This window comes from Microbacterium sp. 67-17, assembly GCF_001898325.1.
GTDB lineage: Bacteria > Actinomycetota > Actinomycetes > Actinomycetales > Microbacteriaceae > Microbacterium > Microbacterium schleiferi.
In genome coordinates, this window is sequence record NZ_MKTR01000034.1 from 51666 (window position 1) to 71455 (window position 19790).

Genomic DNA, 19790 nt, shown 5'->3' on the forward strand with positions numbered 1-19790 from the left:
TCCGGCGCCCAACCGCGCGAATTCCGCGCTCCGGGCTATGCGCGGGGGCCGGGCACCCGCCCCCGCGCACGCATGATCGCCGAATGCAGCGGCCACGTGAGGAAGAGCAGGAACAGCGCCCAGTAGTTGAGCGAGGGGATCGCGAGCATCACCAGGAGCGAGAGCGCGAACAGCGAGGTGATGATGATGCCGACGACCAGCCCCTCGGACAGCAGCTGCGGCTTCTCGTGGTGCAGTTTCGGGTGCCGAATCAGGTAGATCCTGGTGAGGGTGAGAACGAGGCTGGTCAAGGCGAGCGAGCCGACGTAGACGAGCTTCTCGATCGGGTCTGCGTCGAAGGTGCTCGTGATCGCGGTGGCCACCGGGAGCCAGACGATGGTGAACATCCACAGGATCGTCAGCCACAGCAGGCCCTTATCGACGCGCTCGACCCGGGCGAACATCCGATGGTGCGTGAGCCAGAAGTTCGCGATGAGCACGAAGCTGAGCATGAACGTGAGCAGACTCGGCCACTCCTGCGCCAGCCAGGCAGCGGTGCTGGTCTCGTCTGCGTCCGTGACGCTGTCCATGAGCGGAAGGATCAGCAGCGTCATCGCGATGGCGACGACGGCGTCGGTGAACGCCTTCAGGCGCTCCGCCGACGGCAGTTCGTCGTTGGCGTTCGATTCCTCGGTGGCGCGAGGCTCGGCATCCGTCATGCCGACACCGTACTACCCACCCCGAGCCCCGCTGCGCTCTGGCTGAGACGACAGCGGGGCTCGGTGGATGCAGCGGGCCGCGGAGCTACGGGGTCGGGCCGAGGCCGAAGTAGTCCAGTTCGGCCTCGTTGAGCATCCGTGACCGGATGATGAACCGCATCCCCGTCGGACTCTCGACACTGAAGCCGGCACCACGACCCGGCACCACATCGACCGTGAGGTGCGTGTACTTCCAGTACTCGAACTGCGACTGCGACATGAAGAAGTCGATCGGATCGATGCCGTCCACCTCGAGGATGCCAAGCTTCACGTCGCTCGGCCCGGTCATGAACATCCCGACCGGGTAGCACATGGGCGCGCTCCCGTCGCAGCATCCGCCCGACTGGTGGAACATGAGCGGGCCGTGCTGGCCCGCGAGCTCGCGCAGCAGCGCGGCGGCCTCGTCGGTGACGTCGACCCGTTCGTAGGTTCCGATACTGACCATGGTGTCTCCTCTCCCTTGTCTCTCCCGACCAGCCCACGCGCGTGAAACGTAACCTCGCGCGACAGACTCACCTCCGTCCGTCGCGCGAGGTCCCGTCTCACGACTCGTGTCCGGCTTAGAAGAAGCCCATGGGGCCTTCGGCGTAGGAGACCAGGAGGTTCTTGGTCTGCTGGTAGTGGTCGAGCATCTTCAGGTGGTTCTCGCGACCGATGCCGGACTGCTTGTAGCCACCGAACGCGGCGTGAGCCGGGTACTGGTGGTACGTGTTCGTCCAGACACGTCCTGCCTCGATCGCGCGGCCGGCGCGGTACGCGGTGTCACCGGACCGGCTCCACACGCCCGCACCCAGACCGTAGAGGGTGTCGTTGGCGATGTGGATGGCGTCATCGAACCCGTCGAACGAGGTGACCGAAACGACCGGGCCGAAGATCTCTTCCTGGAAGATCCGCATGTCGTTGGTGCCCTCGAACACCGTCGGGGCGACGTAGTAGCCGCCGCTGAGCTCGCCGCCGAGGTCGACGCGCTCGCCACCGGCGAGAAGCTTGGCCCCGCCATCCTTGCCGATCTGGATGTAGGACAGGATCTTCTCGAGCTGGTCGTTGGATGCCTGCGCGCCGATCATCGTGGCCGGATCGAGCGGGTTGCCCTGCACGATCTTGCCGACCCGCTCCAGGCCGTCGCCAAGGAACTGGTCGTAGATCGAGCGCTGGATCAGCGCGCGCGAGGGGCAGGTGCAGACCTCACCCTGGTTGAGGGCGAAGAACGTGAAGCCCTCGAGAGCCTTGTCGTAATAGTCGTCGTGGCGTTCGCGGGCGACATCCTCGAAGAACACGTTCGCGCTCTTGCCACCGAGCTCGAGGGTCACCGGGATGAGGTTCTGCGAGGCGTACTGCATGATCAGGCGCCCGGTCGTGGTCTCACCGGTGAAGGCGACCTTGCGGATGCCCTTGTGCTGCGCGAGCGGGGCACCTGCCTCGATACCGAAGCCGTTGACGATGTTCACGACACCTGCCGGCAGCAGGTCACCGATGATGTCGAACAGGAACAGAATCGACGCCGGCGTCTGCTCGGCGGGCTTGAGCACGACACAGTTGCCGGCAGCCAGCGCAGGGGCGAGCTTCCATGTGGCCATGAGGATCGGGAAGTTCCACGGGATGATCTGACCGACCACGCCCAGCGGCTCGTTGAAGTGGTAGGCGACGGTGTCTTCGTCGATCTGGCTGAGCGATCCCTCCTGTGCCCGGAGCACCCCGGCGAAGTATCGGAAGTGATCGATCGCGAGCGGGATGTCGGCGGCGAGCGTCTCGCGGACGGGCTTGCCGTTCTCCCAGGTCTCGGCCACCGCGATGGACTCGAGGTTCGCCTCCATGCGGTCGGCGATCTTGTTGAGGATGTTCGCCCGCTCGGCGGGAGTGGTGCGCTTCCAGCTCTGGAACGCCTTCCATGCGACATCCACAGCCCGGTCGATGTCTTCGACGGTGCCGCGGCCGACCTCGCAGAACGGCTTGCCGGTGACGGGGGTGATGTTTTCGAAGTACTGGCCCTTGAGCGGTTCGACAAACTCGCCGCCGATGTAGTGGCCGTAGCGGGCCCGGTAGTCGGCGAGCGCCCCGCGCTGGCCGGGGGCGGCGTACACGCTTGAGACGCCCTCTTCAACAATCGTCATGTGAGTCTCCTTCGACTGCGCGCGACGGCCGTCGTCGCGATGGGTCGACGGTAGGTGAGGCAAGGTTGCATTCCGTTGCAGGCCTTCTGCCGGCATCCGTTGCACGTGAAACGGATGCCGCGCTCCCGGCGTTGCCGAGCGTGGCGCGTCAGGGTTCGGCGCGCTCGAGACGATCGATGCGGGCAACCAGGCCAGCGCGCTTGGGGGAACGCGCTGGGAGCATGGACAGGCACAGGCGAAGCACCTCGACATCGTCGGCTCCGGCATCCGTGTCGGCAAAGGCGAGCAACACATCCAGGCTCGCCTCCGCGAGCAGCGCTTCTCGGAGCGTCACCCGCACGGTGTCTCGGAACTCCTCGACGCCCGGCGCTGCCGAGTCGGGGAGCACATCGCCGCGATAGGCAGCGAGCGCGACCCGGTGCGCGCCCCGGTCAAGAAGCGAGAGCAGCTGATGCGCGTCGGTCTCGAGTGGCATCGTGAGGCGGTAGGGACGGGATTGCGGAGCGAGCGAGGGCGCGATCCGCTCGAGGATCTTGCGCAACCGCACCATCTCGGCACGCAGGGTCGTTCCCGCATCCGGATCGCCGTACACGAGTTCACCGAGGGCTTCGGCCGAGACGCCCTGGCGGTGGGTCGCAAGGCACAGCAAGATCTCGGCGTGGCGCGTGGTGAGCTCGTTGACCCGCAGGTGTCCGTCTGAGAGGGTCTCGAGAAGGGCGCGATCTCGACCGAGCACGCGAAGGGTTGCCACGACGGATGCCGAAGCCGGCCGGGCTCGCCGAAGCTTGGGTGCCTCGACCTCGGCCGTCTCCCCCGTGCGCCGCGCGCCGGAAGCCCGCTCCCGGAGACGCGCAAGGAGCAGTTCACCCTCGACGGCGCGGGCTGTCGCGTCCACCAGAAGCTGGGCTTGGGCCGACGCGGCTGGGTCGTCTCCGGTGACGTCGATGACCCCGAGGAGCCGACGCGTCTCAGGGTCATGGACGGGCGCCGCGGTGCACGACCAGGGTTGGACGAGTCGGTTGAAGTGCTCTGCGCCGCGGATCTGCACCGACCGGTCGAGCGCGAGCGCGGTCCCGGGGGCGGCGGTCCCGACAGCCTTCTCTGACCAGTCGGCGCCGGGCACGAACCCCATGTCACCGGTGAGGGATCGCAACGTGCGGTCTCCCTCGACCCACAGCAGCCGTCCGGCGGCATCCCCGACCGCGACGATCACGCCCGAGTCCTCGGCCGCTCCCGGGATCAGCAGTCCCCGGATCATGTCCATGACCGAACCGAGCGGATGCTGCGCCCGAAGCAGTTCGAGTTCCTCGGCGCTCAGCGCGAGCGGGGGAAGACCCTCGACGCCGACACGTCCGTCGCGCGAACGCCGCCAGCTTTCGCGCACGACGCCTCGCACATCACCGACCCGCGCGTCAGTGTCGTTTCCGAGCACGAACTCCTCGCGGGCGCGCTCGATGATCAGCCTCGAGGCGTCGGGGGTGGTACCCGACCCGGGGGACCACGGCGAGGGCATGCGGACTCCGATCGGCACTGATCGTGATGGGCGCGAGCGTCTGTGCGCGCCGGTGCCGTCCAGTGTAGGCGCGGCGGCACGCGCTGTCGCCGGGTAGCGTGGCTGCGTGCAGATCACGGTGCTTTCTGGCGGTGTCGGCGGAGCGCGTTTCGTGAGCGGCGTCCGCGAGTGGGCACGCCGGGATGCCGCAGCGCGAGGCCTTCCCGAGGATGCCGCCCACGACATCCGGGTCGTCGTGAACACCGGAGACGACTGGTGGCTGGCGGGTCTGCGGATCGCGCCCGACCACGACTCACTGCTGTATTCGCTGAGCGGTCAGAACGACCAGGACCGGGGATGGGGTCGGCGCGACGAGACCGAGCGAGTCGCCTCGGAGCTTCAGGCCTGGGGGGTGACACCCGACTGGTTCACCCTCGGTGACCTCGACCTCGGCGTGCACATCGCGCGCACCGCCTGGCTTCGAAGCGGGGTGCCGCTCAGCGAGGTGTACCGCCGGCTCGGGACGCGCTGGCCTCTCGGAGCGACGCTCCTTCCGGCGACCGAGGACGAGATCGACACCCACGTGCACACCGCCGACGGTCAGCGCATGCACTTTCAGGAATGGTGGACCCGGCACCGTGCCACAATCCCGGCGGTGCGCTTCGAGAACGCCGGAATCGAGACGGCGCGACCGGCCGCCGGGGCCCTCGAAGCCATCGCTGATGCCGACGTGATCCTGATCGCCCCCTCAAACCCCGTCGTTTCGATCGGGCCGATCCTCGGCATTCCGGGGATGCGCGACGCGCTCCGAACGGCATCCGCTCCGGTTGTCGGGGTCGCGCCGGTCATCGGCGGCAGGGTCGTACGCGGTATGGCCGATGCCTGCCTCACCGCCATCGGCGTCGACACGGATGCCGCAGCCGTCGCCCGCCACTACGCAGCTCGCGGCGCGGATGGCGCCCGCGGCGCCGGTGGCGTGCTGGACGGCTGGCTCGTCGCGGAGGAGGACGCGGCATCCGTCGACGGACTCGTCGCGGACGGCATCCCGACCCGCGCGGTTCCGCTGTGGATGCGGGATGCCGACACCTCGGCCGCCCTGGCCGGCGACGCCATCGCGCTCGCGCGCGACCTCCGCTGACGCCCTCATCGCCCGGTTCCGCTGTCACAGACTGCGTCTTGCGGGGCTCGAAATCAGCGTTCTGTGACAGTCGAACGGTGGGAGCTTTGGTCCGGGATCAGCCCCGGGCTGACCACCACTCGCGTAGGCGCTTCTCGGCCTCGGCCTCGCCGAGCACTCCCTCGTCCAGCCGCAGGTCAAGCAAGAACCGGTAAGCCTCGCCGACCTCCCGGCCGGGACCGATGCCCAGCACCTCCTGGATGCGGTTCCCGTCGAGCTCGGGGCGCATCGCGTCGAGCTCCTCTTGCGCGGCAAGTTCAGCGATTCGTCGTTCGATGTCGTCGTACGCGGATGCCAGACGCGAAGCCTTGCGTTTATTGCGGGTCGTCACATCGGCGCGGGTCAGGATGTGCAGGCGCTCGAGTTCATCGCCGGCATCCCGCACATATCGCCGCACCGCGGAGTCGGTCCACGCCCCCTCCGCGTACCCGAAGAACCGCAGGTGCAGCTCGATGAGCGTCGTGATCGTGTCGATCGTCGCCGCATCGAACCGCAACTCCTTCAGGCGCTTACGCGCCATCCGCGCGCCCTTGATGTCGTGGTGGTGGAACGTCACCCCGCCGCCCGGCTCCAGGCGGCGCGTAGCGGGCTTGCCGATGTCGTGCAGCAGCGCAGCAAGCCGCAGCGGCACGTCGGGGGCAGCATCCGGATGCCGCTCGTGCTCGAGCTCGATCGCCTGACGCACGACCGTGAGCGAGTGCTCGTAGACATCCTTGTGGTGGTGGTGTTCGTCGATCTCGAGCCGCAGCGCCGGGACCTCGGGCAGGAACTGCTCCATCAGCCCCGTCTCGACCAGCAGACGGATGCCGCGCAACGGGTCATCGGTCTGCATGAGACGCACGAGCTCGCCGTGGATCCGCTCAGCGCTGACGATCCGGATGCTCTCGCGCAACCGCTGCATCGCCGAAACCGTCTCGGAATCGACGTCGAACGACAGCTGGGACGCGAACCGGGCGGCGCGCAGCATCCGGAGCGGATCGTCGCCGAAACTCACGGCGGGATCGGCCGGCGTTCGCAGTCGCCGCCCGAGGAGGTCCTCGACTCCGCCGGACGGGTCGACAAGCTTCTGCGACGGAACCCGCAGCGCCATGGCGTTGACGGTGAAGTCGCGCCGCACCAGATCGCCTTCGAGCGTGTCACCGAACTCGACGGTCGGTTTGCGGGTCACGCCGTCATAGCTGTCGGCCCGATACGTCGTGATCTCCACCTGCTCAGCACCGCCACCGGGAAGCGCAATCCGCGCCCCGATCGTGCCGAAGTCGCGCCCGATGTCCCAGTGGGCGGTGCTCAGCGGTGCGACGATGCGCAGGATGTCGTCGGGTCGCGCATTCGTCGTGAAGTCGAGATCATGCGTGGTTCGGCCCAGCAGCGCATCGCGAACGGGACCGCCGACGATCGCCAGCTCGAAGCCCGCTTCCTCGAACGCCACCGCAACGGCAGCGACGACGGGAGAGGTGGCGAGGGCGCCCAGGCGCGCGACACCCTCAGCCATGTTCAGCATGGCTTCGAGCCTACCGGTGGGGGTTCGGCGTCTTGGAGTCCGCTGCGCGGCGGCCTAGGCGACGGGGTCGAGGAAGCCGAGGAAGGCGAGTTCGCGGACGCGGGGCAGCAGGTCGGCGCGAAGTGCCGCGGCATCCACCTCGAGGAGCTCAGCGATCGCATCGATCAGCACCCCGACCGGAAGCTCACCGTCGCACGCGCCGACGAGCGCCGCGATACCCGGGTCGACGGTGAGCGTTCGACCGAAACCCCGCCCCTGGCGCAGCTCGATGACTGTCGGGTCCTCGGCGCCGGGAACGAAGTGGCGCGCCTCCGTGACATCGGGCGCGGTCGTGAACGCTGAGGCCGCAAGCCCGACGTCATCGCGGGCGCCCAGCACATCGTGCACCGCGAGGGCCCGGGCAAGATCCGCGCCGAGCCCCTCCTGCGGAGCGGGCGAGCTCACGCGCTCGAAACGTGACAGGGGCGCAGTGCCCGAGCCGGGCCGGCGCAGCAGGATGTAGCCGAAACCGATGCCGGTCACTCCGCGGCCCTCGAAGTCCTGCAGCCACAGGTCTATGAGCGCAGCGTATTCCGGTGAGCCCGGCGGCGTGCCGCCATCCCGCACCCACAGCTGCGCGTAATCGAGGGGGCTGAGGATCTCGCGTTCGATGACCCAGGCATCCATCGGCACGGATGCCGCCGCCACCCATTCCCGCACACGATCGAGGCCGTCGCGACCGTCGCGGTACTCCCAGTTACCCAGGAGCTGCGCAATCCCGCCGTCGGCAAGCACATCGGCCACTCCTGTCACGACCTGTCGGACGAGGTCGTCACCCACCGCGCCGCCGTCGCGGTATTCGTAGGCGGGAGCCGACACACCGTCGGCGGTTGCACCGCGTGGCGTGATGACGAACGGCGGATTGGAGACCACACGGTCGAACCGCTCGCCGGCAACCGGGTCGAAGAGACTGCCGTGGCGCACCTCCATGCCGTCGACGCCGTTGAGCGCGGCAGTCAGGCTGGCGAATCCCAGCGCGCGGGTCGAGATGTCAGTGGCGACGACCTCGTCGGCGTAGAGGCGGGCACGAAGGGCCTGGATGCCGCATCCGGCGCCGAGGTCAAGCACGCGCCCCGCCGGCGCAGGCAGCTGCAGGCCCGCCAGGGTCAGTGACGCTCCACCGACTCCGAGCACGTGGTCGGTCGGCAACGCGCCCTCGAGGGCAGCTTCGTCGAGATCGCTCGCTATCCACCACTCGCCGGCACCGGCATCCGCCTCGCCACCCCACTCCTGCGGTCTGATGAGGGCGATCGGCGTGGCAGTGTCACCGTCGACCATCGCGAGGCCGAGCAAGACGAGTCCTGCCGCGCCGGTCCGCGGGAGTGCGGCATCGACGGCAGTCACGGGCTGCGGCATCCCGAGGCCAAGCAGGCGCGCGAGCGTCGCAAGAGCGTCGTCGCGTCCCGCGAGCGCACGCCCTGCTGGCCCGCGCAGCCCGCGCCCGATTGCGGCGTCACCGACAGAACCCCAGGCGTTACGCAGGGCCTCAGCGGTGAAGCCGGCGGCGGTCAGGTCAGACGCCAGGGCGGCGCAGATCGTGGGGTTGGGATGAAGGGGGAACGTCACGGATCCATTCAAGCGCGGACGGCCTGCGGGATGCTCCGAGCCGCGGACCGTAGAATTCCGGCGGGATCCGCACGATCAGCGGTCGTCCCGCGACACGACATGACCGCGCCCACCCCGCTCCCCGCATCCGTGCCTCCCGGCCGCCCTGTGCCGCGCCGCCGCACCGGCCTTGCGCGACTCGTTCGGCGCCTGTCGGCAACGGTCGCAATCGGGGTGCTTCTGGCAGCTGGCGGACTCGCAACGGATACCGCACCCGCTGCCGCCGCCGCAACGCCGACCCCGACCGCAACGGCCGTCGATCCTCAGCTGGTCGCAGCTCCCCTCTCGGGCGGCGTCGTTTCACCCGGCGACTCCCTGGCTATCTCGCTCGGTCTCACGGCCGGGTCCGCGCCCCTGGCTGCAACGCAGGTGTCCGTCGCGATCGGCACGGAACCCCTCTCAACCAGGACGGATGTCGACAACTGGCTCACTTCGCCCCTCGAAGAGCGCGCGACGACGACCGTCGGGACCGCCTCGCTCGATCCTGCCGCGGCCGGCGAGCGAGCAAGCGCCATCGTGCGCGTCCCGGCAAGCGACCCGGTGCTCACCGACCGCACCCCCGGCGTCTACCCCGTGCTCGCGAGCGCCACGGTCGCGGGGCGAACACTGCAGTCGTCGTCAGTGTTCGTCGTCCCCACCGGAGCTGCGGCGGATGTCGCGGTCATCGTGCCAATTACTGCCCCGCCGACAGGACGAGGTCTGCTCAGCGCCGACGCACTGGCATCACTGACCGCGGAGCACGGCGCACTGACGGCAGCACTCGCCGGCATCCAAGGGACCAACGCGATCATCGCGATCGATCCCGCGATCCTCGCCGCGATCCGCGTCCTCGGCACGACCGCCCCGGCGACGGCGCGGGACTGGCTCGCACGCTTCGACGCGCTCCCCAACGATCGGTTCGCGCTGCAGTTCGGCGACGCCGACCCCTCCGCCCAGGTCGCCGCCGGGATTGTGCCGCCGCTGGCACCGACCTCGCTTGCCGCGTACATCGACCCGGCCGGCTTCTCGGGAAACGATCCCAAGCCAAACCCCACACCAACCGGCGCCGCGACGCCGTCCGGATCCGACACGGATGACGAGTCGGGGCTACCCACCCTCGATGAGCTCCTGGACGTCGGCGCGACGACCGACATCTGGTGGCCCGACGCGGTAACTGCCGACGTCGTCGCGGCACTCGGCACCGGTGGCGCGATCACGCTCACCGATACGACGGCCATCGCGACCTCCTCGCCCACGGCTCACGCCCGCGCAGGTAACGCCGGCCTGCTGGTCGCGGATGCCGATGTGAGCGCCGCACTATCGGCGGCGGCGGCCAGCCCCGACGCCCTGGACCGCGCGGCAGCCCTTGCTGAAGCGTCCGCCCTCGAGACTCTCCCATTGACCGGAACGACAACGGTCGTCGCCCTCGACCGCGACCCGACCCGCGATGCCGTTGCGCTGCGGGCCGCCATCGACGGCGCTCAGACCTTGCCGGGTGCCCAGCCCCGCGGACTCAACACCCTCATCGGCAGCGAACCGAGCGAGGTGTCCATCGCCGACCAACCCCTCGAGACAGCGCGGGTCGAGGCCGTGCCCGCGCTGCTCGACGGTGAGCAACGCGTCGAGTCTTTCGCCAGTGTCATCGCCGACCCGTTGCTGCTGACCGGCGTCGAACGCGCTGAGATCCTGCAGCTCCTGGGCCTCGGCTGGGCGGGGCAGGATGCCGCGTGGGAGGAAGCTCTCGATGCCCACGCCGCGGCCACCGAGGCTACTCTGTCGTCGGTTGCGATCCTGCCGCCGAGCCCGATTCAACTGGTCGCCGCCGACGCCGAGATCCCCGTAGGTATCAAGAATGACCTGCCCTACCCCGTCACCGTCACCCTGCACGCAAACAGCGACGACCTGCGGCTCGAGGTCACCGAGAGCATCGAGGTCGAGATCGGACCGCAGCAGAGCACGCGGGCCTCGCTCCCGGTTAAAGCACGGGTTGGCAGCGGAACCGTCCAGGTTGATCTGTCGCTGACGAGCCCCACGGGCGTTCCCATCGGCGATGACCAGTCGCTGGAAGTCAACGTGCGCGCCGACTGGGAGACGATCGGGCTCATCATCCTGTCGGTTCTGGCGGCTGCGTTCCTCGCTCTCGGCGCGATCCGAACGGTCCGTCGCATCCGTCGCCGTCCCGAAGCAGAGGGCCCTGAAGCAGAGGGCCCCGAAACAGACGATGCTCAGGCTGCGACGGATGCCGACAGCACCGCAGCGGAGGAGCAGTCGTGAGTTCCATTGGGCGTGCGAGCACCCTCATCGCCGCCGGTACGCTCGTGTCGCGGCTCACCGGGTTTCTTCGCTCGGTCGTGTTGGTCGCAGCCGTCGGCTCCGTGGGCAGCCGCGCAGCCGACGCCTTCACAATCGCGAACCAGCTGCCCAACAACCTCTACGCGATCATCTCGACGGGCCTGCTGACAGCGGTCGTCGTGCCACAGATCGTGCAGGCCGCCGCGCATGCCGACGGCGGTCGCGCGTTCATCTCGAAGCTGTTCACTCTCGGCACCGTCGCGCTCGTTGCGACCACTGCCATCGGCACGATCGCAGCTCCTCTGCTCGTGCAGCTGTACGCGTCACAGTTCACGCCCGACCAGTTGGCTCTCGCTACCGCGTTCGCCTACTGGTGCATCCCGCAGCTGCTGTTCTACGGGCTCTACGCCCTCCTCGGCGAGATTCTCAATGCCCGGCGCGTCTACGGCCCGTTCACGTGGGCGCCGATCGCCAACAATGTCATCTCGATCGCGGGCTTCGGTGTCTTCATCGTGATCTTCGGAGGCCCGGTCACGGAGGTCGCCGACTGGACACCGACGATGATCGCGCTGCTCGCAGGCACCGCCACCCTCGGCATCGTGGTGCAGGCGGCCGTACTCATGGTCTTTTGGGTGCGGGCCGGATTGCACCTGCGCCCCGACTTCGCGTGGCGAGGCGTGGGCCTTCGCAACATCGGACGCCTCGCAGGCTGGACCTTCCTCATGGTCGTGGTCGGTCAGGTCGCGGGGATCGTGCAGAGCCAGATCATGTCGGTCGTGTCGGGTGACGCTCCGGCCGCCACCGTCGCCGCCAACGCGTGGCTGCTGTACATGCTGCCCTTCTCGGTGTTCGTCCTGTCGATCGGTACCCCCTACTTCACGCAGCTGAGCGAGCACGCAGCCGCCGGCCGTGACGAAGAGGTCCGCGCCGACATCGCGCGCAGCATCCGTCTTCTCGGCCTGTTCATGGTGATCTCCACCGCGGTCCTCGCCGCCGCCGCAGTACCGGCCTCCCGAATCTTCACCACCACGGCGGACTACGCAGTGGATGCGTCGTGGGTGCTGCTCGCTTTCCTCGTCGGGCTCATCCCCCAGACCGTGCTGTTCATCATCGGGCGCGTCTTCTACGCCTACAACGACACCCGAACCCCGTTCTTCTTCACCCTCGTGCAGGCGAGCATCGTCATCATCACGGCGGTGCTCGCACTGAACCTGCCGACAGCGTTCGTCACCGCCGGGATCGCGCTCGGTCAGTCTCTCGCGGTGTGCGTCCAGCTGGCCCTGGCCACCTGGTTCCTCCGTCGCCGCCTCTCCCGCATCGGAATCAGACGATGGATGCCGTCCCTTGCGCTCTTTGCCGCGGCTGCCGTGCCAGCCGGACTGGTGGGCTGGGGTGTGTACCTTCTGTCCGGCGCTGAAACCAGCTGGATGCTCCAGAATCAGTTCACCGGCGCACTCGGCTCGGCTCTGATCGGCGTCGTCGCCCTGGCGGTCTATATCGGCATCCTCGCTTTGCTGCGCGTTCCCGAGCTCACCGCGGCATGGCAGACGATCCGGCGGATCAGCTCGCGACGGTGACCGTCTCTCACCTGAACGGTGGGTGACGCTCCCGGTAACCGGGCCTGGGGAATGTCGCGCGGATAGCATGTGTTGAAGCATCCGGAACCGCAACGAAGGGTCGCTCATGCGCAACGTCATCATCATCGGGTCCGGCCCTGCCGGATACACCGCAGCAATCTATGCGGCCCGTGGTGGGCACCAGCCGCTCGTCATCGCAAGCTCGGTCGAGGCCGGCGGTGAGCTCATGAACACCACTGAGGTCGAGAACTTCCCCGGCTTCCCCGAAGGCATCATGGGTCCTGACCTCATGGCAAAAATGCAGGTCCAGGCAGAAAAATTCGGTTCTGAGATCGTCTACGACGACGTCGTTTCCGCGTCACTCGACGGCCCGGTCAAGTCCGTGACCCTCGGGTCGGGAGCGGTGCACGAAGCTCACGCCGTGATCTTCGCAACAGGCTCCGCGCCTCGCAAGCTCGGCATCGAGGGCGAGAAGACCTTCTCGGGCCGCGGAGTCTCGTACTGCGCGACCTGCGACGGGTTCTTCTTCCGCGAGCGCGTGATCGCGGTGGTCGGCGGTGGCGACTCCGCCATGGAGGAGGCGACGTTCCTCACCAAATTCGCCTCAAAGGTGTACATCATTCACCGCCGCGATGAGCTGCGCGCATCGAAGATCATGCAGGATCGCGCGTTCGCGAACGAGAAGATCGAGTTCATCTTGAACAGCGAGATCATCGACATCAGCGGCGGCGACCAGGTAACCGGTGCCACGTTGCGCAACACCGCCACCGGCGAGACGTCCGAGCTCGCGCTCGACGGGATCTTCGTCGCGATCGGCCACGACCCGCGCACGCACCTCGTTCACGGCGTGCTCGAACTCACAGAAGATGGCACCATCCAGCTCGAAGGCCGTTCTTCGCGCACGTCGCTTCCCGGTGTCTTCGCGGCCGGTGACGTGATCGACCCCACCTACCGGCAGGCAGTCACCGCCGCCGGATCGGGCGCGGTTGCTGCCCTGGACGTTGAGCACTACCTCGCCGCCCTGCTCGAGGACGCCACCGACCCGCTGCCTGACGAGCCTGTCGACGTCCCCAGCGAGGCTCTGGCCTGAGCGCCGGAACAATCGTCGCCACTGACGCGTTTTCACAACCGAAAGCTTTGACGAAGGAGAACACATGACTGCCGCTGCAACCACCTCGGCAACGTGGGACCAGGATGTCCTGCAAGCCGATGGCCCCGTTCTTGTCGACTTCTGGGCAGCCTGGTGCGGCCCGTGTCGCATGGTCGCCCCGGTGTTGGACGAGATCCAGGCCGAGCACCCCGACAAGATCACCATCCTCAAGCTCAACGTCGATGAGAACCCCGACCTCGCGATGAAGTATCAGATCACCTCGATCCCCGCCATGAAGGTTTTCCAGGGCGGCGAGGTCAAGACGACGATCATCGGCGCGAAGCCGAAGTACGCACTCGAGCAAGATCTCGCCGAGTTCATCGGCTGATCTGCCGCTCTGACACGGATGCCGCGGTTCCCTCACGGGGCTGCGGCATCCGTCATTGTTGGGCACATCTGCGCTCTGCGCCTCACGCGAGGACGCACTTCCTCAGGGAACGTCGGGAAGCAGTGAATCCCAGGTACGGTGCCGCGACGAGCCCAGCAGGCGCCAGACGGCGCGGGTGAGTGGTGGATAGTCCAGTGCGATCTGCCGGAGTACGCGGTAATGCCGGATGCCGGTGGAGGGCAACCCTGTGGTCAGGATGTTCTCGGCCCGCAGCATCAAAACGACGAGCTCGTCCACCGTGGGGAGATCCTCCATGAACTCCCACGGATCTTCACCCGCTCGCAGCCTTTCCTCGACGAGCACCGACAATTCGTCAGCCGCTTCAGCGCGCAGCAGCTCGAGACTCGCCCGACGGGTCGGGGCCGAATTCTCGCGCGTCATAACTCCAGCGTACGTCGCCCTGAGCCCCGGCCGCCCGGATGTGGATGATCAGGACCCGAAGCCATCGACACCGAGTTCCGCGAGAATGCGGTTCAGATCCTGGATGCTTGCAAAATCAATGCTGATCTGCCCTTTTTTCGCGGCCAGAGTGATCTTCACGCGGGTGTCGAGGCGGTCACCGAGCCGCTCGGCGAGTTCGTCGAGGTGACCACGGCGGCCGCCAGCCTGTGGCTTGGCCGCCTTTCGTCCGGCGGATGCCGCGCCCTTCGCTGCAGCTTCAGCCTCTCGCACCGAAAGGTCTTCGTTGACGATCTTGTCAGCGAGGCGGGCCATGGCATCATCGCCTTCGACCGACAGGATCGCGCGGGCGTGACCTGCGCTGATCACACCGGCCGCCACGCGCTGCTGCACGGGGATCGGAAGCTTCAGCAGGCGGATCGTGTTGCTGATCTGGGGTCTCGACCGACCGATCCGCCCCGCGAGCTCCTCCTGCGTGATGCCGAAGTCCTCGAGCAACTGCTGGTAGGCAGAGGCTTCTTCGAGCGGGTTGAGCTGCGAGCGGTGCAGGTTTTCGAGCAGAGCGTCTCGCAGCAGGTTCTCGTCTGCGGTGTCGCGGACGATCGCCGGGATGGAGTCAAGGCCCGCCTCCCGAGAGGCCCGGGTGCGACGCTCACCCATGATGAGCTCATAGGTCCCATCGCCACGATCGCGGACAACGACGGGCTGGAGCACGCCGAACTCACGCACGCTGTGCACAAGTTCTGCGAGTTCATCCGGGTCGAAGTTCGTGCGTGGCTGCCGCGGATTGGGGACAATCGCGTTCGGGTCGACGTGGATCAGTCGGGCTCCTGGCACCGTGACGAGATCCTCGGCAGGGGGTGCTTCGGGGAAGAAGACGTCCACGGGGCGGCTCTCGCCCTGATCGGTGGTGGGGATGAGAGCGCCGATTCCTCGACCGAGTCCCGTTCGCTTGGCCATCACGCGTCCCTCTCTTCAGCGCCACGGTCGCGCGCAGATATCCCAGCGGCTTCCCCGTTCGCGACATCCGGGCGCTGATCGCGCCGGACGATCTCGACGGCAGCCTCGCGATACGCCACTGCCCCGACGGACTGCCCATCGTAGGCGATCACAGTCTGCCCGAAGCTCGGCGCCTCCGAGATGCGAACCGACCTTGGGATGACCGTGGTGAGCACCTGATCCGCGAAGTGCGCACGAACCTCATCAGCCACCTGTTGTGAGAGGCGAGTGCGGCCGTCGTACATCGTGAGCAGGATCGTCGAGAGCGTGAGTGTGGGGTTCAGGTGTCTTTGGATCATCGACACCGTTCCCATCAACTGGCTGAGCCCCTCGAGCGCGTAGTACTCACACTGGATGGGAATGAGGACTTCATCGGCCGCGGTGAACGCGTTGATGGTGAGCAGCCCGAGGGAGGGCGGGCAGTCGATGAGCACGATGTCGATATCCGTGCCCGTCGTGGACAGGTGCTTCTCCAATGCCGTCCGCAGCCGCCGCTCGCGAGCCACGAGCGAAACGAGCTCGATCTCCGCTCCCGCGAGGTGGATCGTGCTCGGAGCACAGAAGAGCCTGGGGGACTCGGGGCTCTGCTGGACGACCTCAGACAGTGGTCGCTCCTCGACGAGGACGTCGTAGACGCTCGGAGTCTCCGCGTTGTGCGGGATGCTGAGCGCGGTGGACGCGTTACCCTGCGGGTCGAGGTCGACGACCAGCACCGTGGCGCCCATGTGCGCGAACGCGGCTGCGAGGTTGACGGTTGACGTGGTCTTACCGACCCCACCCTTCTGGTTCGACACCGTGAAGATGCGTCGCCTACCCGAGTACGCCATCGGGATGGAATCGAGGGCTCGGCGGCGTGCCGTGAGGTCTGCGAGTTCGCGCGCCAAGGGGGTGTCATAGAACGAGTCCGTCGCGGGATCCTCGTCGTGTTTCACGTGAAACGCTCCGATCGGGTCATGGGCTTCTCTACTCTATGTGCGGCTTACGACTCGACCCCGGGCCGGTCTCGGGGACTCAACGTTTCACGTGAAACATGCGGGCTGAGTTCGTCACGGCTTCACGCCCTCAACCACCCACGGTGGCATGCACAACACGAGTCGTCTCGTCGAGGACACCCTCGCCGAGGGTGAGAACCCCGACCTCGGTGAGTCCGTATCGACGGATCTGCTTCTGCGCGGCATCGATCTCCGCCTCAGCGCCCCGACCTTTGAACAGCATCAGCTTGCCCCCGGGACGCACGAGAGGAGCTGTCATCGGGATCAGTGTGCGAAGTGCGCTCACGGCACGAGCCGTGACGACATCCACCGGCTCCTCGGGAGTCCACTCTTCGGCGCGTGCGCGAACGACCACGACGTTGCCGAGCCCCAGTACATCGGCCTGCTCCATCAACCAGGCCACGCGACGCTCCATCGGTTCGACCAGCGTCCACCTGACATCGGGACGCGCGATGGCCAACACGATCCCGGGGAGTCCCGCACCCGAACCGATGTCCGCGGCGTGCCCCTCGAAGAGCGGCGCTGCGATCGCACTGTTCAGAACGTGTCGCGTCCATAGCCGCGGCAGTTCGAGGGGACCGATGAGTCCCCGGGTCTCGCCCTGGTCTGCCAGCGCAGCGGTGAATGCGCGCGCGAGGCCGATCCGGTCGCCAAACAGGTCTGCCGCTGCCGAAGGCTCGGCCTCAAGGGTGCTCATCGATGTTTCACGTGAAACATGCACTTACGCGCGGCGGATGACGGTGTGCCGCTCGGCGCCCTCGCCGTACGACTCCGAGACCAAGCCACGCTCAGCAACGAGGTCGTGGATGAGCTTGCGCTCATAGCTGGACATCGGCGGAAGTGAAGCCTGCGAGGCTCCTTCGTCCAACCGAGCTACGGCGCGGTCGACAAGAGTGTCGAGCTCTCGCTGCCGCGTGTCGCGCGACCCGCCGATGTCCAGGATCAAGCGGGAGAAACGACCCGTCTGATTCTGGACCGCAATACGCGTGAGCTCCTGGAGCGCCTGCACGGTCGTCGGGTCGGACAGAGCGCCGAGGCCGGCGGTTCCTTCTCCGCCGTCCCGCTCGATCGAGACGTACGCGCGACCATTACGGACATCCAATGCGAGGTCGCCATCGATGTCTGCGATATCGAGAAGGCCCTCGAGGAAGTCGGCGGCGACGTCGCCCTCCTGCTCCAGGTCTTCGATGGTCGCCTCTGCGCGAGACGAAGCGGTGTCGGGGGTCGTTGTCATCTCCACCCTCTGTTCCTAGTTGTTCGGTTCCGGGGTGGGTGATGAGCCCTCCGCCGCACTGCCTGGTGGACGCTGGTTCTGTGGCCGGGAATTCGTCCCGCCCGTCGGCCGCTGGCCTTGCTTCTTCGCGCGCTGTTTGCTCATCGGCTGCTCACGCTTCGGGGCCTGAGCCTTGGTCTTCTCGGCCTCTTCCAGAAGTCGCTGCTGCTCGGCGAGGTACTTGTCCATCGGAACGACCTTGCCGCTGGAGTCGATCGCCTTGCCCTTCCGAGCCAGTCGCTCCTCGCGCTGCTTCGCGGCCTCGGATCCCGGGGTCGGCATCTCACGGATGACGATGAACTGCTGAACCATCGTCCAGATGTTGCTCGTGAACCAGTACAGAACAACACCGAGCGGGAAGAAGACGCCCGAGAACACGAACGCGAACGGAAGTACCCACAGCATGATGCGCTGCATCTGGTAGGCCTGGCCGGTCTTTGCCTCGGGGGAGAGGTTCTTCGAAATGATCTGCAGCTGGGTGAAGAACTGCGACGCGATCATCAGCACCACGAGCACCACGAGGATCATGACCGCCGGGGTGTTACCCGTGTTCCAGGCATCGATGAGGGTCTCGTGGAGCGATGCGACGCCGAAGAGGGAAGCGTCATAGAACTGCTTCGTAAGTTCGGGGCTGAGGGCTCCGACGCCACCGAGACCCAGCTCCGCGTTGACCTTCACGCTGCTGAGCACCGAATACAGCGAGAAGAAGACCGGCATCTGCACCAGCAGTGGAAGGCAACCGGAGACGGGGCTCGTCCCGTGCTTCTTGTAGAGCGCCATCGTCTCGCGACTCATGGCCTCTCGCGAGAGTTGGTCCTTCTTACCGCGGTATTTGTCCTGGATCTTCCGCAGCTCCGGAGCGATCTCCATCATCTTGCGCTGCGACTTGATCTGCTTGACGAACAGCGGGATGAGCGCGGCGCGCACGACCACGACGAGCCCGACGATCGCGAGTACCCAGGTGATGCCGTCCGCCGGTGGCAGTCCGATCGCAGTGAAGAGCCAATGCCACGCGACGAGGATGAGTTCGACGACCCACTTCAGCGGCCACAGAATGATCGCGAACAGGTCGAAGCCGCCTCCAGCCGCCGCGGTGGGGGACGGGGAGGGTGTCGCACTGGCGAGGAGATCCAGCAAGGATCAGTCCTTTCTGCGTGGCACGACGAACCCGTGCCGGGTGAGATCGAATCGGAAGTGCTCGTGGGGCGGAACGTCGTCGACGCCGCCCTGGGCCCACGGGTGGCATCTGCTCAGCCGTGCCGCCGCGAGCGCCGCTCCCTTGAGAGCGCCGTGTTGTTGCACAGCACCCACGGCATAGGCCGAGCACGAGGGATAGTACCGGCACACATCGCCGTACAGGTGGGAAATCGTCGCGCGGTACCCGTGTAGCAAAGCGAGCACAGCGTTACGAGGAACAAGCGGGAGCGCACGCGCTGCATCGACAGCATCAAGGTGCGCATGACCGAGGGCGTACGAGGGCAACTCACTCATCGGTGCTCTCCGGTGAGGCATCGCTTGACCTCGCCCGCGAGCACCTCGTACGGCGCGTCGGCTGCAGCGGGCAAGGCGCGGATGACGACCTGCGAGCCCGGGCGAATCTCATCCACGAGACCCGCGCTGATTGCCTTCAGCCGCCGACGCACGGTATTGCGTGCCACCGCTGAACCCACCTGCTTGCTCACGATGAAGCCGAACCGAGCGGGACCGGCATCCACTGACACCGTCGTGTAACTCATGAGGTGCGCAGCCACACACCGGCGGCCCCTGCGGACGACGGAACGATAGTCCGCGCCCCGGGTGATCCGGTGGGCGCGCGCAAGCACTGTGAGGTCAGGCCGAGAGTTCGCTGCGACCCTTGGCGCGGCGAGCCGAGAGGATGGCACGGCCGGCGCGGGTGCGCATGCGGGCGCGGAAGCCGTGCTTCTTGGCGCGGCGGCGGTTGTTGGGCTGGAACGTACGCTTGCTCATGAGATCACTTCCGGATGAGGTGTCGCCGGGATGCTCACACCGGGACGATGAATCGGGGACTGCCACGAGGGCACAAGTCAACCGACTAAGGGTACGTCGCGCAGCGCTCGA

Annotated in this window: 20 protein-coding genes; 5 read left to right on the plus strand and 15 right to left on the minus strand. The window is 67.1% G+C overall.

The genetic code is table 11. From position 1 onward, the window contains the following. Window positions 1-35: 35 nt before the first annotated feature. The 4 genes from BGO47_RS13385 to BGO47_RS13400 all read right to left on the minus strand — a co-directional run bounded on the left by BGO47_RS13385 (window position 36) and on the right by BGO47_RS13400 (window position 4361). The gene (locus tag BGO47_RS13385) at window positions 36-698 is read right to left on the minus strand and encodes a TMEM175 family protein (RefSeq protein ID WP_292712640.1); all 663 of its coding nucleotides are present in this window, start codon (window positions 696-698) and stop codon (window positions 36-38) included. An 85-nt stretch (window positions 699-783) separates the two neighbouring features. Then, a complete protein-coding gene (locus BGO47_RS13390) occupies window positions 784-1182 on the minus strand; it encodes a DUF779 domain-containing protein (RefSeq protein ID WP_292712642.1) in 399 nt (132 codons plus the stop codon). Window positions 1183-1297: 115 nt separating this feature from the next. Continuing rightward, complete coding sequence (locus tag BGO47_RS13395) at window positions 1298-2848, minus strand: aldehyde dehydrogenase family protein (RefSeq protein WP_292712644.1); 1551 nt, start codon at window positions 2846-2848, stop codon at window positions 1298-1300. A gap of 148 nt (window positions 2849-2996) precedes the next feature. Next, the gene (locus BGO47_RS13400; protein ID WP_292712647.1) at window positions 2997-4361 is read right to left on the minus strand and encodes a GAF domain-containing protein; all 1365 of its coding nucleotides are present in this window, start codon (window positions 4359-4361) and stop codon (window positions 2997-2999) included. 106 nt (window positions 4362-4467) lie between these two features. On the opposite strand from BGO47_RS13400, the gene cofD reads away from it, so the two are divergent. Next, a complete protein-coding gene (cofD, locus tag BGO47_RS13405; protein ID WP_292712649.1) occupies window positions 4468-5478 on the plus strand; it encodes a 2-phospho-L-lactate transferase in 1011 nt (336 codons plus the stop codon). A gap of 97 nt (window positions 5479-5575) precedes the next feature. On the opposite strand, the gene BGO47_RS13410 is transcribed toward cofD, so the two are convergent. Together BGO47_RS13410 and BGO47_RS13415 are read right to left on the minus strand one after the other, a co-directional pair. Further along, window positions 5576-7018 carry a CCA tRNA nucleotidyltransferase gene (locus tag BGO47_RS13410; protein ID WP_292712651.1) on the minus strand — a complete coding sequence of 481 codons (1443 nt, stop codon included), beginning with the start codon at window positions 7016-7018 and terminating at the stop codon, window positions 5576-5578. Window positions 7019-7072: 54 nt separating this feature from the next. Then, window positions 7073-8623 carry a methyltransferase gene (locus BGO47_RS13415; RefSeq protein WP_292712653.1) on the minus strand — a complete coding sequence of 517 codons (1551 nt, stop codon included), beginning with the start codon at window positions 8621-8623 and terminating at the stop codon, window positions 7073-7075. 99 nt (window positions 8624-8722) lie between these two features. On the opposite strand from BGO47_RS13415, the gene BGO47_RS13420 reads away from it, so the two are divergent. The 4 genes from BGO47_RS13420 to trxA all read left to right on the plus strand — a co-directional run bounded on the left by BGO47_RS13420 (window position 8723) and on the right by trxA (window position 13988). Continuing rightward, the gene (locus BGO47_RS13420; RefSeq protein WP_292712654.1) at window positions 8723-10915 is read left to right on the plus strand and encodes a DUF6049 family protein; all 2193 of its coding nucleotides are present in this window, start codon (window positions 8723-8725) and stop codon (window positions 10913-10915) included. Further along, window positions 10912-12510 (plus strand): murein biosynthesis integral membrane protein MurJ, encoded by a 1599-nt coding sequence (murJ, locus tag BGO47_RS13425; protein ID WP_292712656.1) that lies wholly within the window; start codon window positions 10912-10914, stop codon window positions 12508-12510. The genes BGO47_RS13420 and murJ overlap by 4 nt, the downstream gene beginning before the upstream one ends. 106 nt (window positions 12511-12616) lie before the next feature. Continuing rightward, window positions 12617-13600 carry a thioredoxin-disulfide reductase gene (gene trxB, locus BGO47_RS13430; RefSeq protein WP_292712658.1) on the plus strand — a complete coding sequence of 328 codons (984 nt, stop codon included), beginning with the start codon at window positions 12617-12619 and terminating at the stop codon, window positions 13598-13600. Window positions 13601-13664: 64 nt separating this feature from the next. Further along, window positions 13665-13988: a thioredoxin gene (trxA, locus tag BGO47_RS13435; protein ID WP_292712659.1), complete on the plus strand. Its 324-nt coding sequence runs from the start codon at window positions 13665-13667 to the stop codon at window positions 13986-13988. A gap of 102 nt (window positions 13989-14090) precedes the next feature. Here trxA and BGO47_RS13440 read toward each other — a convergent pair whose 3' ends face one another. The 9 genes from BGO47_RS13440 to rpmH form a co-directional block, all read right to left on the minus strand. Continuing rightward, window positions 14091-14429, minus strand: a complete 339-nt coding sequence (locus BGO47_RS13440; protein WP_292712661.1) for a tryptophan synthase subunit alpha — start codon at window positions 14427-14429, stop codon at window positions 14091-14093. A gap of 48 nt (window positions 14430-14477) precedes the next feature. Beyond that, a complete protein-coding gene (locus BGO47_RS13445) occupies window positions 14478-15407 on the minus strand; it encodes a ParB/RepB/Spo0J family partition protein (RefSeq protein ID WP_292712663.1) in 930 nt (309 codons plus the stop codon). Next, a complete protein-coding gene (locus tag BGO47_RS13450) occupies window positions 15407-16378 on the minus strand; it encodes an AAA family ATPase (protein ID WP_292712665.1) in 972 nt (323 codons plus the stop codon). The genes BGO47_RS13445 and BGO47_RS13450 overlap by 1 nt, the downstream gene beginning before the upstream one ends. 130 nt (window positions 16379-16508) lie before the next feature. Continuing rightward, window positions 16509-17135: a 16S rRNA (guanine(527)-N(7))-methyltransferase RsmG gene (gene rsmG, locus BGO47_RS13455; protein WP_292712667.1), complete on the minus strand. Its 627-nt coding sequence runs from the start codon at window positions 17133-17135 to the stop codon at window positions 16509-16511. A gap of 24 nt (window positions 17136-17159) precedes the next feature. Further along, window positions 17160-17672, minus strand: a complete 513-nt coding sequence (locus BGO47_RS13460) for a R3H domain-containing nucleic acid-binding protein (protein WP_292712669.1) — start codon at window positions 17670-17672, stop codon at window positions 17160-17162. A gap of 15 nt (window positions 17673-17687) precedes the next feature. Continuing rightward, window positions 17688-18845 (minus strand): membrane protein insertase YidC, encoded by a 1158-nt coding sequence (gene yidC / locus BGO47_RS13465; RefSeq protein ID WP_292713177.1) that lies wholly within the window; start codon window positions 18843-18845, stop codon window positions 17688-17690. A 6-nt stretch (window positions 18846-18851) separates the two neighbouring features. Further along, entirely contained in the window at window positions 18852-19202 is a 351-nt protein-coding gene (gene yidD / locus BGO47_RS13470; RefSeq protein WP_292712671.1) for a membrane protein insertion efficiency factor YidD, read from the minus strand. Next, window positions 19199-19594, minus strand: coding sequence for a ribonuclease P protein component (gene rnpA, locus BGO47_RS13475; RefSeq protein WP_344678532.1), 396 nt, complete (start codon window positions 19592-19594; stop codon window positions 19199-19201). Before rnpA ends, yidD begins: the two co-directional genes overlap by 4 nt. Further along, on the minus strand, window positions 19542-19679 hold the full coding sequence (gene rpmH, locus BGO47_RS13480; protein ID WP_193597422.1) for a 50S ribosomal protein L34: 138 nt from the start codon (window positions 19677-19679) through the stop codon (window positions 19542-19544). Before rpmH ends, rnpA begins: the two co-directional genes overlap by 53 nt. Between the last annotated feature and the right edge of the window lie 111 nt (window positions 19680-19790).